Here is a 16053-nt window from a genome sequence, read left to right as displayed (position 1 = left end):
ACCTGCTGCGCGAAGCAGACACCGCCATGTACGCGCCAAAGACATGGGGCGCAATCGCATCCGTTTTTATGAAGCCGCGATGCAGGCCGATGTGCAAGAGCGCCTGGCGCTGGAACAAGACCTGAAGAAAGCCGCAGCCGAAGGGCAATTGGCGGTGTATGTGCAACCCCAGGTCAATGCCCAGGGCGCCGTGGTGGGCGGCGAGCTGCTGATGCGCTGGAACCCACCCCGAGCGCGCGGTAACGTGCCGCCCAGCCGCTTCATTCCCCTGGCAGAGGCATCAGGGCTCATCCTGCGCATGGGCGACTGGATGATTGGCCAGGCCTGTGATGCCCTGGCCAAGCTGCAGGCCCAAGGGCAGGCGCTGTCAATCTCTGTCAATGTGAGCGAGCGGCAGTTTCGGCAAGAAGACTTGTGGAGCGTATCCGCAATGTGCTGGCCGCCACCGGCGCCAAGCCCGAGTTGCTGATCCTGGAGGTGACCGAAAGCCTGCTGATTGAGAACCTGGACGACACCATCGCCCGCATGACGGAGCTGGTGCAGCTGGGCGTGCGGTTTTCCATCGATGACTTTGGCACCGGCTATTCCAGCCTGGCCTACCTCAAGCGGCTGCCGCTGTACGAGCTCAAGATTGACAAGAGCTTTGTCCAGGATACCCCGGGGGACCCAACGATACGGCCATCGTGCAATCTATCCTGGCGGTCGCTGGCCACCTGAAGCTGCGGGTGGTAGCCGAAGGGGTCGAGACGCAGGCGCAGGCAGACTTCCTCATCCAAAGCCATTGCGAGTGCCTGCAGGGGTATCTGTTCGGGCGCCCCCAGCCACTATTGGCCTGGCTGGACAAGCAAATGGCCCTTGGCGCATAGCGAGGATGGGCTGGGTCGCCGGGCACAAACCTAAACGCAGACCCAGACCCAGACCCAGCAGGTCATTGAACGATCAATGCTCTTGGTGGTGGAGCAAGGACTCTGCCACTGCCTGTTGGGCCAGTGCAAACACTTCGCGAGCAGGGGCGGTTTTGAGCAGGTGATTGCTCCACACTTGGCGCCAGATGCGCGCGCCCCGGCAAACTGTGGCGCAGGCCCAGCATGTGGCGGGCAATGTGCGCCCAGGGCGTGCCATACAGTGCAGCTTCGCGCTCCATGTACTCCACCATCGCGAGTTCCACCTCTTCACGGCTCAGGGGGCAGGGCACACCGCCCTGGCTGCCGTAGTAGAGCGAGTCCCAGCGTGCCAGCCACCAGGGGTTGTGATAGGCCTCTCGGCCAATCATCACGCCGTCCAGGTGCTCCAGCTGCTGCTGCACCACCGCATCTGTGGTGATGCCTCCGTTGATGGCGATGGTGAACTGCGGAAACTCTGCCTTCAGGTGGTGCACCACCTCATAGCGCAGCGGTGGGACATCGCGGTTTTCCTTTGGGCTCAGGCCTTGTAGCCAGGCATTGCGCGCATGCACGATGAACACGGTGCAGCCCGCGTCCGCCACGGTGCCGATGAAGTCGCGCACAAAGCCATAGCTCTCGTCTTTGTCGATGCCAATGCGGTGCTTCACCGTCACGGGCACCGTCACCACGTCCTTCATCGCCTTCACACAGTCGGCCACCAGTTGGGGCGCTTTCATCAGGCTGGCGCCAAACGCACCGCGCTGCACACGGTCGCTGGGGCAGCCGCAGTTCAGGTTGATCTCGTCATAGCCCCATTCCTCGCCCAGCCGCGCGGCCTGGGCCAGTTTGTCGGGTTCGTTGCCGCCCAGCTGCAGGGCCACCGGGTGTTCCTCGGCGTTGTAGCGCAGGTGCCGTTCGGTGCCGCCATGGATGATGGCCCCTACATTCACCATTTCTGTGTACAGCAGCGTGTGTTGCGTAAGCAGGCGGTGAAAGTAACGGCAGTGGCGATCCGTCCAGTCCATCATCGGGGCGATGGACATGCGCCAAGGGCTGAGTTTGGTTTCCACAGGATTCAAAAAAGAAAAAACAAAGTGAGCGCGGCGGCGCAGGAGCGCGCCAGGTCCGGGTGAGGCAGCCGTGCTGCAATCCCCTCGTGCAGCGGCGGATTATCCCATTTGCCCAGTGCTGCAAAGTAGGCGTTGTGGGTGAAATGCCATCCAAGCCTTTATTGGAAAGCGCTAATAGCTATTAATTTAATAGCTAAATGGCCTGACCAATCCGCAGCTATGCCCCTGCAAATGTCGCAAAAAGTTTCGGCGATACTTGCGGCAGATCCCTGTCAGGGGGCGTTTCCTTTTTTTGTCCATGCACCACACCATTTTTGACACCCCGGTGGTCAACACCTTGCTGCGCGCCTTTTCTGTGGCTACTTTGCGTTTGACCGGCTGGCGGATAGAAGGCGCTTTGCCATCCCACGCGGCCAAAAGCGTGTTGATTGCCGCACCCCACACCAGCAATTGGGATTTGCCATACACGCTGATGCTCGCTTTCACACTGCGCCTGCGCGTGTACTGGATGGGCAAGCACAGCCTGTTCCGAGCGCCGTTTGGTGGCGTGATGCGCTGGCTGGGGGGCATCCCGGTGAACCGGGAGCAGTCCACCAATCTCGTTGCGCGTTCTGCCCAAACCATCAGGGACGCAACAGGCCCCATGCAACTCATCGTGCCGCCCGAAGGCACGCGCGGCAAAACGCGGCACTGGAAGACGGGTTTCTATTTCATCGCCCAACAGGCAGGCGTGCCCATCGTGCTCGCGTTTGTGGACTACGGCCGCAAGGTGGCGGCCTCGGGCCGGTGTTCGAGCCCACCGGCGATTTGGACGCCGACATGGCCGCCATCAAGGCGTTCTATGCCCCCATCCAGGGCAAGAACCCGACGCAGTTCGAGGCCTGAGGGCTTGCGCAAAAAAATGCCTGATTAGCGACATATCTCAGAGTGAGCAGAACAAAGCCTAGGCGCAGGACTCCAACGGACATGCCGAGTTCTCGGCGCCAAGGAGCAAGCGATGTCCATCAACGCGATCCAGTTCCAACGGGGCCTGTCACTGCCTCAGTTTCAGAGCCTTTACTGCAGCGAGCAGCAGTGCGAGCAGGCCCTGGTGGGCGCACGATGGCCCTTGGGCTGGCGGTGCGCGCACTGCGGCTGCAAGCGCCTTTTTTCACACCCGCAATGGCACGGGTCGACTGCCTGTGGGAGTGCTTCCTTTTGTGGCTACCAAAGCTCCTCCATCGTGGGCACTGTAATGGAACACTCCCATGTGCCCCTGAGGCTGTGGTTCCTGGCCATGTACCTGCTGACGCAGAACAAGAATGCCATCAGCGCCCTGGCGCTCAAGCGCCAGTTGGGCGTGTCCTACAAAACGGCATGGCTGATGAAGCACAAACTGATGCAGGCCATGGCCCAGCGCGATGCGCGCTACCTGCTGCAAGGGCGGGTGGAGATTGACGATGCCTACCTTGGGGGCGAGCGGGCAGGACACATCAACGGCGGGCGCCGCGCAGCCAACAAGACGGCCCTTCGTCGCTGCGGTGCAGACCAGCACCGATGGCCGGCCCCTGTAACATGTGCCTGACACCTGTGGCGGACTTCACCAACGAGCACATGCGGCAATGGGCACAGGCTCACCTAGCGGCGCGCTGCCACGTGGTCAGCGACGGCACTCGGGCCTTTGCGCAAGTGCAGGCAGGCGCAGGCTACGCATGAGCGCTACGTGACTGGCGGTGGGCGCAAGGGGGCAACAGACACCTCAGCTGCGTTGGGTGAACACCTTGCTGGGCAACCTCAAGACCAGCATGGCGGGCACCTATCACTCGTTTGAGCCATACCAGGTATGCACCAGCGCTACTTGGCCGAGTTCTGCTGGCGATTCAACCGCCGCTTTGATCTGCCTGCCATGCTGCCCAGGCTGTTGAAAGCCTTGGTGACTGCTGGGCCACTGCCTTTGAAAGTGCTGCGGGTATCTGAGGTAAGTAGCTAATCAGGCAATTTGGCTGGGGGTTTTCGATGCGAGCGGGTGCTAGGGGTGAAGTGCAGACCTGACCCCTCTGATCCTCCAGTGGGCCTAGAATTTGTAACTAGGAGGGTAGAACATGGACGACGCGAAGACCTTTGTGCTGGGAATATTTCAAACAGTGAGAGAGCGATTTGGCAACCCACTTGTGAGTGCATTTGTAGTGGCTTGGGCAATTTGGAACTTTCGTCTACTTTTGGTTTTTTTGGGCAGCGGCGATGGGGGCTGGAAAGCCAAAATCAGCTATATCGATAATTACCTCTTTCCTAAGCAATTAGACTGGCTAATCCACGGCTCTCTAATTCCTCTTGGGATAGCACTTACATGGATTTATCTACTTCCTCCGCTACTCAGAAGAATTGCTGCCGATCACGAAAAAAATTTGAACCGTACTCGTGATGCCATTTTTAGTGCAACAGAAGTTCGCACGCTTTCCTCTGAAGAGGCTCTCCACCTTCGCTCGGTGATGATTAAACAGAGGGCAGAGTGGCAGACAGAAAAAGCAGAAACAGTCCAATCACTTGAGAATTTCGCCAAGCGTACTGAAGAGCAGGCCCAAGGCCCTTGAATTATCGAAGAAAAGGGAAAATGAGCTTGAGGATGAGATTAAAAAGCTCAAGGCTCCCCCGCCCAAAAAACCATTCGATTTCAATGGAAAATCAACGGAAGAGAAAGCTAAAGCTATCGGAATTCAACTGGATTTGATGGCTGCTTTCAAATAATGCACTGGTGACTTTTGATGGAAAGAGAGTCAAATGGCCGTGGTCTACCAATGAGGATGCCAAATTTAATATTCCGCTTGCCCGCTTTGTTGAGAGGTCCGTTACGCGAAGAGACGATGGCAGCGACTTTGCTCATCTATTAAGCTAGGTTATGTAGGGGAAAAAAATGTCTTTCAAAGATTGGGAGGCATTGCTCGAAAAGCATGGATTCAACCGTGCTGCTCAAGAGGTTAACCATCTTTATTTGGGTTGGTGTTCTCAGTGGTTTGTCTGCTGAACCAGCATTCGCTGTGAATGAACAAAATATTCCTTTGTGGCTAGCTCAAATCGGGTTCGCCATAACAATCTCTGAAAAGCCATCGGATTAATATTGCTGAAGGCGCTGTGTGCGAATGGTGGGAATTGTAGGTTCATCTATCCTGCACAACCCTACTGTTGGCACGCGGTCTTGAATATGGGTTGGTGGACAATTTTTGCCATATTTCTGTATTGCTGGATGTGTTTTGATGAAATATGTCCAGATGCTTTATGGTTTTAACAGGCTGAATCTGTGATTCACTATTTCCCAATCCCAAACTTCTTCACCCGATAAGCCATCGTCGCGCGGCTTAATCCCCAACAACCGTCCCGCCAGCGCCACATTCCCCCCCGCACTCTGCAACGCCTGCCGCAGCATCTGCTCCTCCGCCTGGTGCAGCGGCGCCACCACGGGCTCAGCGGCTGGCGCTAGCGCCGCACCAGCCCGCGCACTCGCTGCTGCAGTGGATTGGGGAACCTGCACCGCAGCCCCCACCCCCGCCACCCCCTGCGCATGCAACGTCCCCCCGCTGTTCCCCTGCAAGTGCAGCGACATCACCCCGCCGCCACTTTGCTCACCCCCCGCAAACAGGTGGTGCGGCTCAATTGGTTCGCCGTCCGTCGCCAAGATCACCGCCCGTTCAATCAGGTTCTGCAACTCGCGGATGTTGCCGGGGAAGGGGTAATGAAACATCGCCTTCACGGCAGCCTGGCTAAAGCCGGGCACCTGGCGCTGGTGCTTGCGCTGGTAGTGGGCCAGGAAGTGGCTCATCAGCAGGGGGATGTCGTCGCGCCGGTCGCGCAGTGGGGGCAGGTGGATGGGGAAGACGTTGAGGCGGTAGAACAAGTCTTCGCGGAAGGTGCCTTCGCGCACGGCCTGGCGCAGGTTGACGTTGGTGGCGGCCACCAGGCGCACATCTACGCGCACGGTGCGGGTGCCGCCCACGCGCTCTACCTCGCCTTCTTGCAGGGCGCGCAGCAGTTTGCCTTGGGCTACCAACTTAGCGTGCCGATTTCGTCAAGGAAGAGGGTGCCGCCGTGGGCGCGCTCAAACCGGCCAGGGCGCGATGTGCCTGCGCCCGTGTAGGCGCCGCGCTCCACGCCAAAGAGTTCGCTCTCGACCAGCGTCTCGGGGATGGCCGCGCAGTTGATGGCCACAAAGGGCTGGCTGCTGCGCGGGCTGATGCGGTGGAGCATGCTGGCAAACATCTCTTTGCCCACGCCCGATTCGCCGGTGAACAGCACGGTGGCGGCGGTGGGGCCACGCGCTGCAGCATGTGGCAGGCGGCGTTGAAGGCGGATGAGGCGCCCACCATGGTGGCGTTTGCCGTGGGATCAGCGGCGGTGCCTGCATTGCCTGACGCCGCCTTGCCCGGTGGCACGCCCAGGTAGGTGGTGCGGGCCTTGCCCTGCGCCCCTTCTGGCATGGAGGTGGGCAGTGTTGCGGGCGGGGTGCCCACAAAGTCCTGTGCGTTCAGATAGAACAGGTCTTGCTCGGGGTCGTCCCACAGTTCGGCCGATTTGCCCACCACGCGGCAGTGCGCCGCGCCGGACGAGCGGCAGTCCACCTCGCGGAAGACGATCATGCGGCCAAACAAGGTGCTGACGTAGCCGGTGGCGTAGCCCACCTGCATCCAGCACGCGGGCGAGCCGCCCACGCCGTAGGCGGCGATGTGTTCGTCGTCTTCGCTGGAGTTGTGCCAGAGGAATTCACCGTCGTAGTCGCCCAGCTCGGCGTTGTAGCGGGCGTGCACCACCTCCACCTGCACCACGCCCTCCAGCGCGTGCAGGCGGGTGCCGGCCATGGCGGCGGCGGTGGGCTCGGCATCGGGCCACTGCTGGCGCACCAGGCGGGCATCGCGCGCGCCGCTGACGTAGCCCGCGCGGGTGAGCAGGCCGCGTGCCTTGTCCAGGCCAATGCTGTCGATCAGCTCGCGCCGCAGCGAGCCCAGCGCCTCGGTGTGCACCAGCACCATGCGCTGGTCTTGCAGCCAGATGCGCCCGTCGCCGGGCGAGAAGAACAGGCATTCGCTGATGTCGGCCACCGTGGGGTGGGCGTGCTGGCTGATGCCGTGGGTGTCAAACCCGCCTAGGGCACGGGGGGCTGCGGCGGGCACGGTGCCCAGCAAGGCCTGGCCTTGGCCCACGGCGTTGCGGTGCAGGTCGGCCAGAGAGATGCGGCGTTTGGGCATGGGCGTGGATTCACCAAAAGTTCATCAAAAAGTGATCATTTGATCCATTGTGATGGACGCATTTGATGATGAATGGTAACTATTTGGCGGCAAAAAATCGCCCGCGCCAGCCGTTTTTTTGCCTAGGGAAAGTCCGTAGCGCTCCCTCTCAAAAAGCCCCTGTTTCGGGCGTTTGGGGGTGCCGTGGCCCCGGTGGCTGGTATGCCCGTTGCAATTTCAGTCCACACCGCTGCAGCCATGCGGTGGGTTTTGATTTCAACCAAGGAGCAATGCGATGGGTGTTTCAGAAAAACCAGGCCTGCTGGACAACCGCCTGTGGGCGGGCAAGGCCTTTGATGGTGCGTGGTCTACCGCGCTGAGCACGGCGCGTGATGCGGTCGAGCCAGCCACGGGCCAGGTGCTCAGCCGCGTGGGCATTGCCAGTGCGGCAGACATGCAGGCCTCCATTGGCCGGGCGCAGCAAGCGCAGGCCGCGTGGGCGGCCACGGGGCCGCGCGAGCGTGCGGCGGTGTTCCACCGCGCGGCCAGCATTTTTGAGCAGCACTTTGACGAGCTGGCCATGACGGTGGCCCGCGAAACCGGCGGTATCGTGCCCAAGGGCCAGCACGAGGTGCGCGAGGCCATCACGCTGTGCCAGCTGGCAGCAGCTTTGCCCATGCAGGCCCAGGGCCAGGTGCTGCCCAGCACGCCGGGGCGCCTGTCGATGGCGCGGCGCGTGCCGCATGGTGTGGTGGGGGTGATCTCGCCGTTCAACTTCCCGCTCATTCTGGGCTTGCGCTCTGTGGCCCCCGCGCTGGCGCTGGGCAATGCGGTGGTGCTCAAGCCCGATACGCGCACGCCGGTGAGCGGCGGTTTCATGATGGCCCGCGTGTTTGAAGAAGCGGGCCTGCCCAAGGGCTTGCTGCAGGTGGTGCCCGGCGATGCCGAGGCGGGCGAGGCGCTGGTGGTGGACGAGCGCGTGCCCATGATCGCCTTCACCGGCTCGCCCGCCGTGGGCCGCCGCATTGGCGCGCTGGCGGGGCAGCACCTCAAAAAGGTGTCGCTGGAGCTGGGCGGCGCCAACAACCTCATCATTTTGGAAGACGCCGACCTGGACGCCGCAGCCAGTGCTGCCGCGTTTGGCGCGTGGTTCCACCAGGGGCAGATCTGCATGGCATCGAACCGCATCCTGGTGCACGAGTCGATTGCCGAAGCCATCTTGCAGCGCATGGTGGGCAAGGCCACGCACCTGCCTGTGGGCGATGGCGCCAGCGGCCAAGTGGCCCTGGGGCCGATGATCGACGCCAAGCAACTGCGGCACTTTGACAGCGTGATCAAGGACAGCGTGGCCCAGGGCGCCAAGCTCGAAGCGGGTGGCACCTTTGAGGGCCTTTGCTACAAGCCCACGGTGCTCTCGGGTGTCAAGCCTGGCATTCGTTCGTTTGACGAAGAGCCCTTTGGCCCGGTGGCCAACCTCGTCACCTTCCGCACCGACGACGAAGCTGTGCAACTGGCCAATACCAGCCAGGGTGGGCTGGCGGCTGCCGTCATCAGCCCCAACGTGGGCCGCGCCCTGGCGCTGGGCCAGCGGCTGCGTGCGGGGATGGTGCACATCAACGACCAGACGGTGAACGACGAATGCATTAACCCCTTTGGCGGCCCTGGCCTGGGGGGCAATGGCAGCAGTGTGGGCGGGCCTGCAGACATGGACGAATACACGCAGTGGCAGTGGATCACCGTGAAGGATGCGCCACCCGCGTTTCCTTTCTGACAGCGCATCAACCTCCCGTTCCGCCTGAGCTTGTCAAAGGCAGGGCGGGCTCCGTACCCTGGCTTCGACAGGCTCAGCCCGAACGGTTGGGGGATGGCAAGACGCTGCTCAAGGCGCGCCAGCCCGTTCGACGGAGCACCCCCAGCCCGTTCACGCTGAGCTTGTCGAAGCGCCGCGCTCACCCCTCGCACCACAACAACATTTGCAGGAGACAACTTTCATGACCCTCAACAACAAAACCATCGTCGTCACCGGCTGCTGCTCCGGCATCGGCGCTGACTTTGCCAAGCTCGCCCGCCAGCAGGGCGCCCGCGTGATTGGTGTGGACCGCAATGCGCCCACGCTCACGCTCGACGGCTTTGTGCCCATAGATCTGGGTGATCCTGCGGCGATTGACGCCGCTATGGCACGGCTGCCCGCCAAGGTGGATGCGCTGGCCAATATTGCGGGTGTGCCCGGCACATCGCCCGCCGAGCTGGTCGGCCGCGTCAATTACCTGGGCCTGCGCCACTTCACGCACCGCGTGCTGGAGCGCATGGGCGAAGGCGGTTCCATCGTCAACATTGCCTCCATCCTGGGGGCAGAGTGGCCCCAGCGCCTGGAACCCCACCGCGCCCTGGGGGCCACCGCCAGCTTTGAAGAGGGCGCCAAGTGGCTGGCTGCGCACCCCGTGCCGCAAGAGACCTGCTACCAGTACTTCAAGGAAGCGCTGATTGTGTGGACGTACACCCAGTCGCAAAAGATCTTCATGGAGCGCGGTGTGCGCATGAACTGCGTGGCCCCCGGCCCGGTGTTCACGCCCATCCTGGGCGACTTTGTGCAGATGCTGGGCCAGGAGCGCGTGGAGAAGGATGCCCACCGCATGAAGCGCCCGGCCTTCAGCGACGAAGTGGCGCCGGTGATCGCCTTCCTGTGCAGCGATGCGGCCCGCTGGGTGAGCGGCATCAACCTGCCTGTGGATGGCGGACTCGCCTCCACCTACCTGTGATCGAAGGGCCCGCACATGTCCGCACAACAGCTCCAGGCCATCTTGCAGATGGCCACGCAAAACCCGCCGCCACCGCAAGCCACCCCCGCGCAGTTGCGCGCGTGGTTTGATGCCAGCAATTCGCAGATGCCTATGGCCCAGGGGCTTCCCGTCCGCACACTGCACATCCCCAACGGGGCGGGTGGCACTATGGCGGCCGAGTTGCTGAGCACGGCCCATGCCGATGCGCGCAGGCTTGTCATCTACCACCACGCGGGTGGTTTTGTGTTTGGCTCGCTGGCGTCGCACCGGGCGCTGTGCTCGTACTTGGCGCAGTTCAGCGGGGCGCCGGTGCTCAATGTGGACTACCGGCTGGCGCCGGAACACCCCGCGCCCGCCGCGCACGACGATGCGCTGGCTGCGTACGAGTGGGCGCTGGCCCAGGGCTACGCCGCGTCGGCCATCGTGCTGGCGGGCGACTCGGCGGGCGGCAACCTGGCCTTGTCCACGGCAGTGCGTGCCCGCGACCTGGGCATGCCGTTGCCTGCGGCCATCGTGGCGTTGTCGCCCGCGCTGGACATGGCGTCGGAAGGCGGGTCCCACCACACCGTGGACGACCCGTTCATCACGCGCGAGCTGATGGGCTTTTTCAACGCCATGTACGTGCCAGGCGGCGACGTGCGTTCGCCCACGGTCACACCGTTCTACAGCGCCAACCTGCAAGGGCTGCCGCCCGTGCAACTGCAGGTGGGCAGCCAGGAGCGCCTGCGCGACGACGCCGTCACCATGGCCGCGCGCCTGAAAGCAGCGGGTGTGGAAGCGGACTGCACCGTGTGGGACGGCATGGTGCATTGCTGGCAGCTGTTTGCGCCCGTGCTGGATGAAGCACTGGCTTCGCTGGAGCAAGCGGGCCGGTTCATCGCAGCGCACCAGCGCACGGCGGTGGCGGCTGCTGCATAGCGCAGCGGCACCCCTCAGCCCAACGACCCCAAGGGCCGACGCATCGGCCGCACCGGCACAGGCCGGGGAGCGAGCCTGCGCGCCTTTTGGTCGGGCATTCCTGAAAAAACCTGTTCACACAACAAAAAGGAGACAAGCACCATGAAACATCGGACAAAAAACACACCATCCTCCAGCACACGCCGCCTGGCACTGCTGGCACTGGCCGGCACGCTGTGCACCGGGGTCTTTGCCACCGAGGGCGGGGGCTCCACCTACCCCGTCGGCACTGAAAACTTCACCGCAGGGGCAGCGCCACCGCCCGGCTTGTATGTGCTGGAGTACCTGAACCGTTACACCGCCACGCGGGTGAACGACGCGCAAGGCGATGCCGTGCCTGTGCCCGGCTTCAAGGTGCGGGCCAACGTGGCGGCGACGCGCATCATCTGGGTCACCCCGGTAGAGTTGCTGGGGGGCAATCTGGCGGCCCACACCATCTTGCCGCTGGTAGACCTTTCGGTGCGTGCCGGGGGCGCAAGCGATTCGCGCACTGGCCTGGGCGATGTGACGGTGGGCGGTGCCGTTGCCTGGCACCACTCGGCCAAGTTGCACACGGTGGCGGGGCTGGACGCCGTGCTGCCCACCGGCGCGTACGACCGCAACCGCCAGGCCAACATCGGGCGCAATTACCTCTCGTTGCAGCCCATTGGCGTGGTGACGTGGATGGACCCGCATGGCCTGAACGCCGACGTGAAGGCCACGCTCAACTTCAACCGCACCAACGACGACACGGGTTACCGCTCAGGGCGCGAGTTCATTGCCGACTACGCCCTGGGCTGGGGCCTGGGGGGCGGCTGGATTGTGGGTGTGAGCGGGTATGTTTACCGGCAGTGGAGTGACGACAAGCTCAATGGCGCGGTGGTGTCCGGCGCACGCGGGCGCAGCCAATCCATAGGCCCGTCCATCCGCTACGCCAACGACAAGGGCTGGCTCATCACCGCCAAGGTCGAAAAAGAGTTTGGCGCACGCAACCGTGCGCAGGGCTCGGCGTTTTGGCTGCGCACCACAGTGCCGTTCTGAGTTCATTGATGCACGCCGAGGGCCTGGCTTTGGGGGCCTGGGTGTGCACGCGCTCTGTATGTGCTGTCATGCGCTTTGATGGGGCTTTGCTTGCAACCCCTGCGTTGCTGAAGTGCGAGGCAGGCGACCTCTCTTTGGATCCAAGCGTGGTACATCATGGGAGCTGTGCCCGTTGGCACATCGAAAGATTGGCATGGGCATCGGCAGCACGTTGAAGATTTGGGCCAAGCGCGTCAAGCGCGATGGGGTAACCCTGTGGTTTGCTGGCAAGCACCCCAAGACGCCTTGGTATGCCAAGGCGCTTGGGCTGTTTGTGGTGGCGTATGCGCTGAGTCCGATTGACCTGATCCCCGATTTCATTCCCGTGCTGGGTTATGTGGACGATGTGTTGCTGTTGCCTGGTTTGATCTGGCTGACCTTGCGGCTGTTACCGCCCGATGTGCTGGCCGATTGCCGTGGCCAGGCCGATGCCTGGATGCAGGCCAAGGGCGCCAAGCCCCGCAGCATGGCAGGGGCCGTGCTGGTGGTGGCTTTGTGGCTGGCCGCGGGGGCCGCTTTGTGGATGTGGTTGCGGCCGCTGGGTTGAGGGCTAATGTCAGGTGCTCGGCGCCTGTGGCGATTTTTTGTGACACTGCTCAGCCCGGGGCAGATGGCCTGCCCCTTTGGGATACCAAGGAGGAGTGTGCGATGTACCGTCTTCACAGCTTTTGCCAGTCTGGCAATTCGTACAAGGTGGCGTTCTTTTTACGGGCACTGGGCGTGGCGTGGGAGCCCGTGTTTGTGGACTTCATGAACGGCATGACCCGCACGGCGGATTGGCGCGAGCAGACCAATCCCATGGGCGAGGCGCCGGTGCTGGAGGATGGTGAGCGCAGCCTGACGCAGTCGGGGGTGATCCTGACTTATCTGGCCCAAAGGCATGCGCCAGCGTATCTGGGGGAGTCTGAGGACGACAAGCTGGAGGTGCTGCGCTGGCTGCTGTTCGACAACCACAAGTTCACCAGTTACTTCGCCACGTTCCGTTTCATGAAGGCCTTTGGTGCCACACCGCCCGAGCCCGCACTGATGGCCTGGCTGCAGGGGCGCATGGACAACGCGTTTGGCATTGTGGACAAGCACCTGGAGGGCCGCACCTTCATGGTGGGTGAGCAGCCCACGATTGCCGACTTCTCGCTGTGCGGCTACCTGTTCTACCCGGTGGAGGAAAGCGGCTACGACGTGGCCACGCGCTACCCGCACATCCATGCATGGCTGCAGCGCTTGCGCCAGCTGCCGGGTTGGGCAGTGCCGTATGAGATTTTGCCGGGCGAGCGCATTTTGCCCAAGTGGTAGGGCGGCCACTTTCGCCCCGCCGGGTGGCAGGCTGGGTTTGGGGGGCGTAACCCCCGTGCCCCTTGCTACCAACCAAGCCTGCTTCGCTTGGGGGCGCGCTGGTTGGTATCAGTCTGCGCCAGGCTTGTGTGCCCACCGCGCTGCTGGACGTGTGCGGCCCCGGCGCGTGTGCCCTGCACTTTGGCAGGCGCGTCGGTAGGCACGCAGGGTTTGCTCGGCACGGCTGAGCACGGTTTCTTCGAGTGCGCTGGCGTGGTCTGGAGGCAGGGCGCCGGGGGCCATGCCAGAGGCTTCGCCCGTGAGCAGTGCAATGCCCTCGCTTACATGGCCCACGGTGTAGACGTGGAACAGGCCACGCTGCACGGCCTCTAGCACCTCGCGTGGCAGCATCAGGTGGCGCTGGTTGCGTGACGGGATGAGCACGCCCTGCGTCCCATCCAGTCCTGCTGTGGCGCAGGCGCGAAACCAGCCCTCGATCTTTTCGTTGATGCCGCCCACGGGCAGCACCTCGCCATGCTGGTTCAGTGCGCCGGTCACGGCAATGCCTTGGCGCAGGGGTAGGCCCGACAAGCTCGACAGCAGCGCGTACAGCTCGGCGCACGAGGCCGAATCGCCTTCTACGCCGCTGTACTCCTGCTCGAACACGATGGAAGCATTCAGCGCCAGGGGGGCTACGTGGCTGAACAGCGCGGTGAGGTAGCTGTGCAGGATGAGCACGCCCTTGTCGTGGATGGGGCCGGACATGTCCACCTCGCGCTCAATGTTGAGCAGGCCTTCCTGCCCCGCGAACGTGCGGGCGGTGATGCGCACCGGAAAGCCGAAGCGGTAGTCGCCCAGGTCGATCTGGGTCAGGGCATTGATCTGGCCGGTGACGCTGCCGCTCAAGGTGATGAGGCGCTCGCCCTCTACGATGGATTCGTGCAGTTGCTCTTCCGGGTAGTTGTGGCGCAGTTGGTGGGCGTGTTGGGCTGCGTGCACGTCGGCAGGCTCTACCAAGGCGCCGCTGCGGGCTTGGCACAGGGTGGCGGCTTCCATCAGCAGGGCCTCGATGTGAGCGAACTGGGCGCTTTGGCGGCCTTGGTCATCGGCTTCGCGGTGGGCTTGCTCCAGCAGCAAGGCCACGGCGGGGGCGCTGAAGTGGGGCAGGCCCCGGCGTTTGCAGCTGTGCGCCACAAAGATGGCACTGGCCTGGCGCGTGGCGGGGCTGGCGGCAAAGCGCTCGACAAAGTCCACCTTGGCGCGAAAGCGCCGGGCGGTGTCGGGGTCGGCGTCTTGCAGGGCGTAGTACTCGTCCACCGATCCGATCAGCACGATCTTCACATTCACGGCCACCGCCTCGGGTTGCAGGGCCACGGGTGCGCCGCTGCTGTTGCTGCCGCCAGACTCGTCGATGTGCAGGCGGTTGCAGCGCAGAAAGCGGCGCAGGCGGGCCCACAGGCCTTCTTCGGTCGTCAGGTCGTGCAGGTGCAGCAACAAGAAGCCGCCATGCGCGCGCAGCAGGCTGCCTGCGCGGATGCCGGTGTAGTCGGCGTGCGGGGTGTCGCCGTCGCTGTGCGCCTCGATGCTGCCAAACAGGCTGCGGTGCTGGGGGTTGTCTTCGACGATGACGGGTGCGTGGGTCTGGCCGTGGTGGTCCACGGCCAGGTGCACCTGGCACAGGTGCAGCAGGCGGTTCAGGGCGTTGTGGGCGTCGTCGTCTTCGTCGTCATGGGTGGCGCCGGCCGTGTTGGCTGCGCTGCTGCTTTTATCGCTGCTGGGCTCGGCTGGGCCGTCTTTGGGCTCGATCAGCTCAAACCAGTGCAGGTGTTGCAGCAGTTCTCGCTCGATGTGCTGCAGCCAGGAGGGCAGGGGGTCGGGCTGCTCTGGCAAGGCGGCGCGCACTGCGTCCAGTGCTTGTTGCACCAGGGGGCGCACGGTGCGCTTGCGCAGTTGGTTCAGTGCATCGTCGCGCACCCGCTCCAGAGGGCGCAGGGTGTGGGCAAAGGCCACGATTTCTGCGCGCAGTGCCTGCTCGGCCGCGTCGATGTGGGCGCGCTGCTCAGGGGGCAGGGCGCGGGCTTCGCTCTCGGTCAAGGGTTGGCCGTTGCTGCCGGTGAGCGTGAAGACCATGTGCCCGCCGTCTTCGTCAGTGCGCGACAGGTGGAACTGCCGGGCCTGGGCAAAGGCTTGCAGCGCGGCAAAGGCCTGGGCCTCTTGCGCTTCGTAGGCTTGCTCGATGGTGCGGGCCTGGGCCCGAAAGTCGGGGCTGCTCAGGTGGCGGGGGATGTCGGTTTGCAGGGCCTTGGCCAGCTCGGCCATGGCGCGGCGCAGCACGCGGCCCTGGCCTGCGGGCAGGCGCAGGGCGCGGGGGCGCTCAGGGGCGTCAAAGTTGTGCAGGTAGCACAGGTCAGGCGGCACAGGGCGCAGCGCAGCGGCTGCGTGCATGGCTTGGCGCATGAGCGATGCGCGCCCGCTGCCCACTTCGCCGAGCACAAACAGGTGGTAGTCGGGCTGGGCCATGCCCAGCCCAAACTGCGCCGCTGCCTGCGCGCGTTCTTGCCCAATCCAGGGCAAGGGCAGGTCTTGCAACTCGGCCGTGCTGGCAAAACCCAGGGTGCTGGGGTCGATGGTCAGGCGCAGTTGCGAAGCGGGAAGGGCGGTGGCGGGCATGGCTGAAGTGGAGGGCCTGCAAGCGCCAGGCGCTGGATGCAGAGAATTTCAATAAAAAAGGCTTCTGGCGCAATAGGAATAAGCGCAAGAAGCTATAAATTTAGTAGCAATTTGGTGGATGAAAGGGGTGTGCGTGCATTGCGTGGGGCACGCGTTGCGCACACCGTTT

At 63.3% G+C, this 16053-nt stretch carries 8 protein-coding genes and 5 pseudogenes; 10 read left to right on the top strand and 3 right to left on the bottom strand.

What is annotated here, in order from left to right; all coding sequences use genetic code 11:
• Positions 1 to 866: pseudogene (locus C8C98_RS21470) on the top strand (putative bifunctional diguanylate cyclase/phosphodiesterase); the annotation flags it as partial.
• A gap of 73 nt (positions 867 to 939) precedes the next feature.
• Here the strand turns inward: C8C98_RS21470 and dusA are convergent.
• Positions 940 to 1912, bottom strand: a pseudogene (gene dusA, locus C8C98_RS21465) (tRNA dihydrouridine(20/20a) synthase DusA).
• A 340-nt stretch (positions 1913 to 2252) separates the two neighbouring features.
• On the opposite strand from dusA, the pseudogene C8C98_RS21460 reads away from it, so the two are divergent.
• The 3 genes and pseudogenes from C8C98_RS21460 to C8C98_RS21710 all read left to right on the top strand — a co-directional run bounded on the left by C8C98_RS21460 (position 2253) and on the right by C8C98_RS21710 (position 4524).
• Positions 2253 to 2839, top strand: a pseudogene (locus tag C8C98_RS21460) (lysophospholipid acyltransferase family protein).
• Between the two features lie 112 nt (positions 2840 to 2951).
• Positions 2952 to 3923: pseudogene (locus C8C98_RS21455) on the top strand (IS1595 family transposase).
• Between the two features lie 112 nt (positions 3924 to 4035).
• Entirely contained in the window at positions 4036 to 4524 is a 489-nt protein-coding gene (locus C8C98_RS21710; RefSeq protein ID WP_147436444.1) for a hypothetical protein, read from the top strand.
• A gap of 712 nt (positions 4525 to 5236) precedes the next feature.
• Here C8C98_RS21710 and C8C98_RS22190 read toward each other — a convergent pair.
• A pseudogene (locus C8C98_RS22190) lies at positions 5237 to 7167 on the bottom strand (sigma 54-interacting transcriptional regulator).
• Positions 7168 to 7441: 274 nt separating this feature from the next.
• On the opposite strand from C8C98_RS22190, the gene C8C98_RS21445 reads away from it, so the two are divergent.
• From C8C98_RS21445 to C8C98_RS21420, 6 genes are all read left to right on the top strand, one after another.
• A complete protein-coding gene (locus C8C98_RS21445) occupies positions 7442 to 8917 on the top strand; it encodes a benzaldehyde dehydrogenase (RefSeq protein ID WP_121452640.1) in 1476 nt (491 codons plus the stop codon).
• Between the two features lie 220 nt (positions 8918 to 9137).
• On the top strand, positions 9138 to 9905 hold the full coding sequence (locus C8C98_RS21440) for a coniferyl-alcohol dehydrogenase (protein ID WP_121452639.1): 768 nt from the start codon (positions 9138 to 9140) through the stop codon (positions 9903 to 9905).
• A gap of 15 nt (positions 9906 to 9920) precedes the next feature.
• Positions 9921 to 10844, top strand: coding sequence for an alpha/beta hydrolase (locus C8C98_RS21435; RefSeq protein ID WP_121455917.1), 924 nt, complete (start codon positions 9921 to 9923; stop codon positions 10842 to 10844).
• 141 nt (positions 10845 to 10985) lie between these two features.
• Positions 10986 to 11903 (top strand): transporter, encoded by a 918-nt coding sequence (locus C8C98_RS21430; protein WP_121455916.1) that lies wholly within the window; start codon positions 10986 to 10988, stop codon positions 11901 to 11903.
• A gap of 193 nt (positions 11904 to 12096) precedes the next feature.
• On the top strand, positions 12097 to 12489 hold the full coding sequence (locus C8C98_RS21425) for a YkvA family protein (protein WP_121455915.1): 393 nt from the start codon (positions 12097 to 12099) through the stop codon (positions 12487 to 12489).
• A 101-nt stretch (positions 12490 to 12590) separates the two neighbouring features.
• Entirely contained in the window at positions 12591 to 13235 is a 645-nt protein-coding gene (locus C8C98_RS21420; RefSeq protein ID WP_121455914.1) for a glutathione S-transferase family protein, read from the top strand.
• Positions 13236 to 13343: 108 nt separating this feature from the next.
• On the opposite strand, the gene C8C98_RS21415 is transcribed toward C8C98_RS21420, so the two are convergent.
• Complete coding sequence (locus C8C98_RS21415; RefSeq protein ID WP_121455913.1) at positions 13344 to 15884, bottom strand: Lon protease family protein; 2541 nt, start codon at positions 15882 to 15884, stop codon at positions 13344 to 13346.
• Between the last annotated feature and the right edge of the window lie 169 nt (positions 15885 to 16053).

This window comes from Acidovorax sp. 106, from assembly GCF_003663825.1.
Classification (GTDB): domain Bacteria; phylum Pseudomonadota; class Gammaproteobacteria; order Burkholderiales; family Burkholderiaceae_C; genus Acidovorax.
The sequence above is the reverse complement of the archived record's forward strand: the minus strand, read 5'-3'. Positions and strand labels throughout refer to the sequence as shown.

Excerpts from the sequence above, each read along its gene's own strand:
- C8C98_RS21710 (WP_147436444.1), top strand. The coding sequence starts at position 4,036 with ATGGACGACGCGAAGACCTTTGTGCTGGGAATATTTCAAACAGTGAGA.
- C8C98_RS21445 (WP_121452640.1), top strand. The coding sequence starts at position 7,442 with ATGGGTGTTTCAGAAAAACCAGGCCTGCTGGACAACCGCCTGTGGGCG.
- C8C98_RS21435 (WP_121455917.1), top strand. The coding sequence starts at position 9,921 with ATGTCCGCACAACAGCTCCAGGCCATCTTGCAGATGGCCACGCAAAAC.
- C8C98_RS21440 (WP_121452639.1), top strand. The coding sequence starts at position 9,138 with ATGACCCTCAACAACAAAACCATCGTCGTCACCGGCTGCTGCTCCGGC.
- C8C98_RS21425 (WP_121455915.1), top strand. The coding sequence starts at position 12,097 with ATGGGCATCGGCAGCACGTTGAAGATTTGGGCCAAGCGCGTCAAGCGC.
- C8C98_RS21430 (WP_121455916.1), top strand. The coding sequence starts at position 10,986 with ATGAAACATCGGACAAAAAACACACCATCCTCCAGCACACGCCGCCTG.
- C8C98_RS21415 (WP_121455913.1), bottom strand. The coding sequence starts at position 15,884 with ATGCCCGCCACCGCCCTTCCCGCTTCGCAACTGCGCCTGACCATCGAC.
- C8C98_RS21420 (WP_121455914.1), top strand. The coding sequence starts at position 12,591 with ATGTACCGTCTTCACAGCTTTTGCCAGTCTGGCAATTCGTACAAGGTG.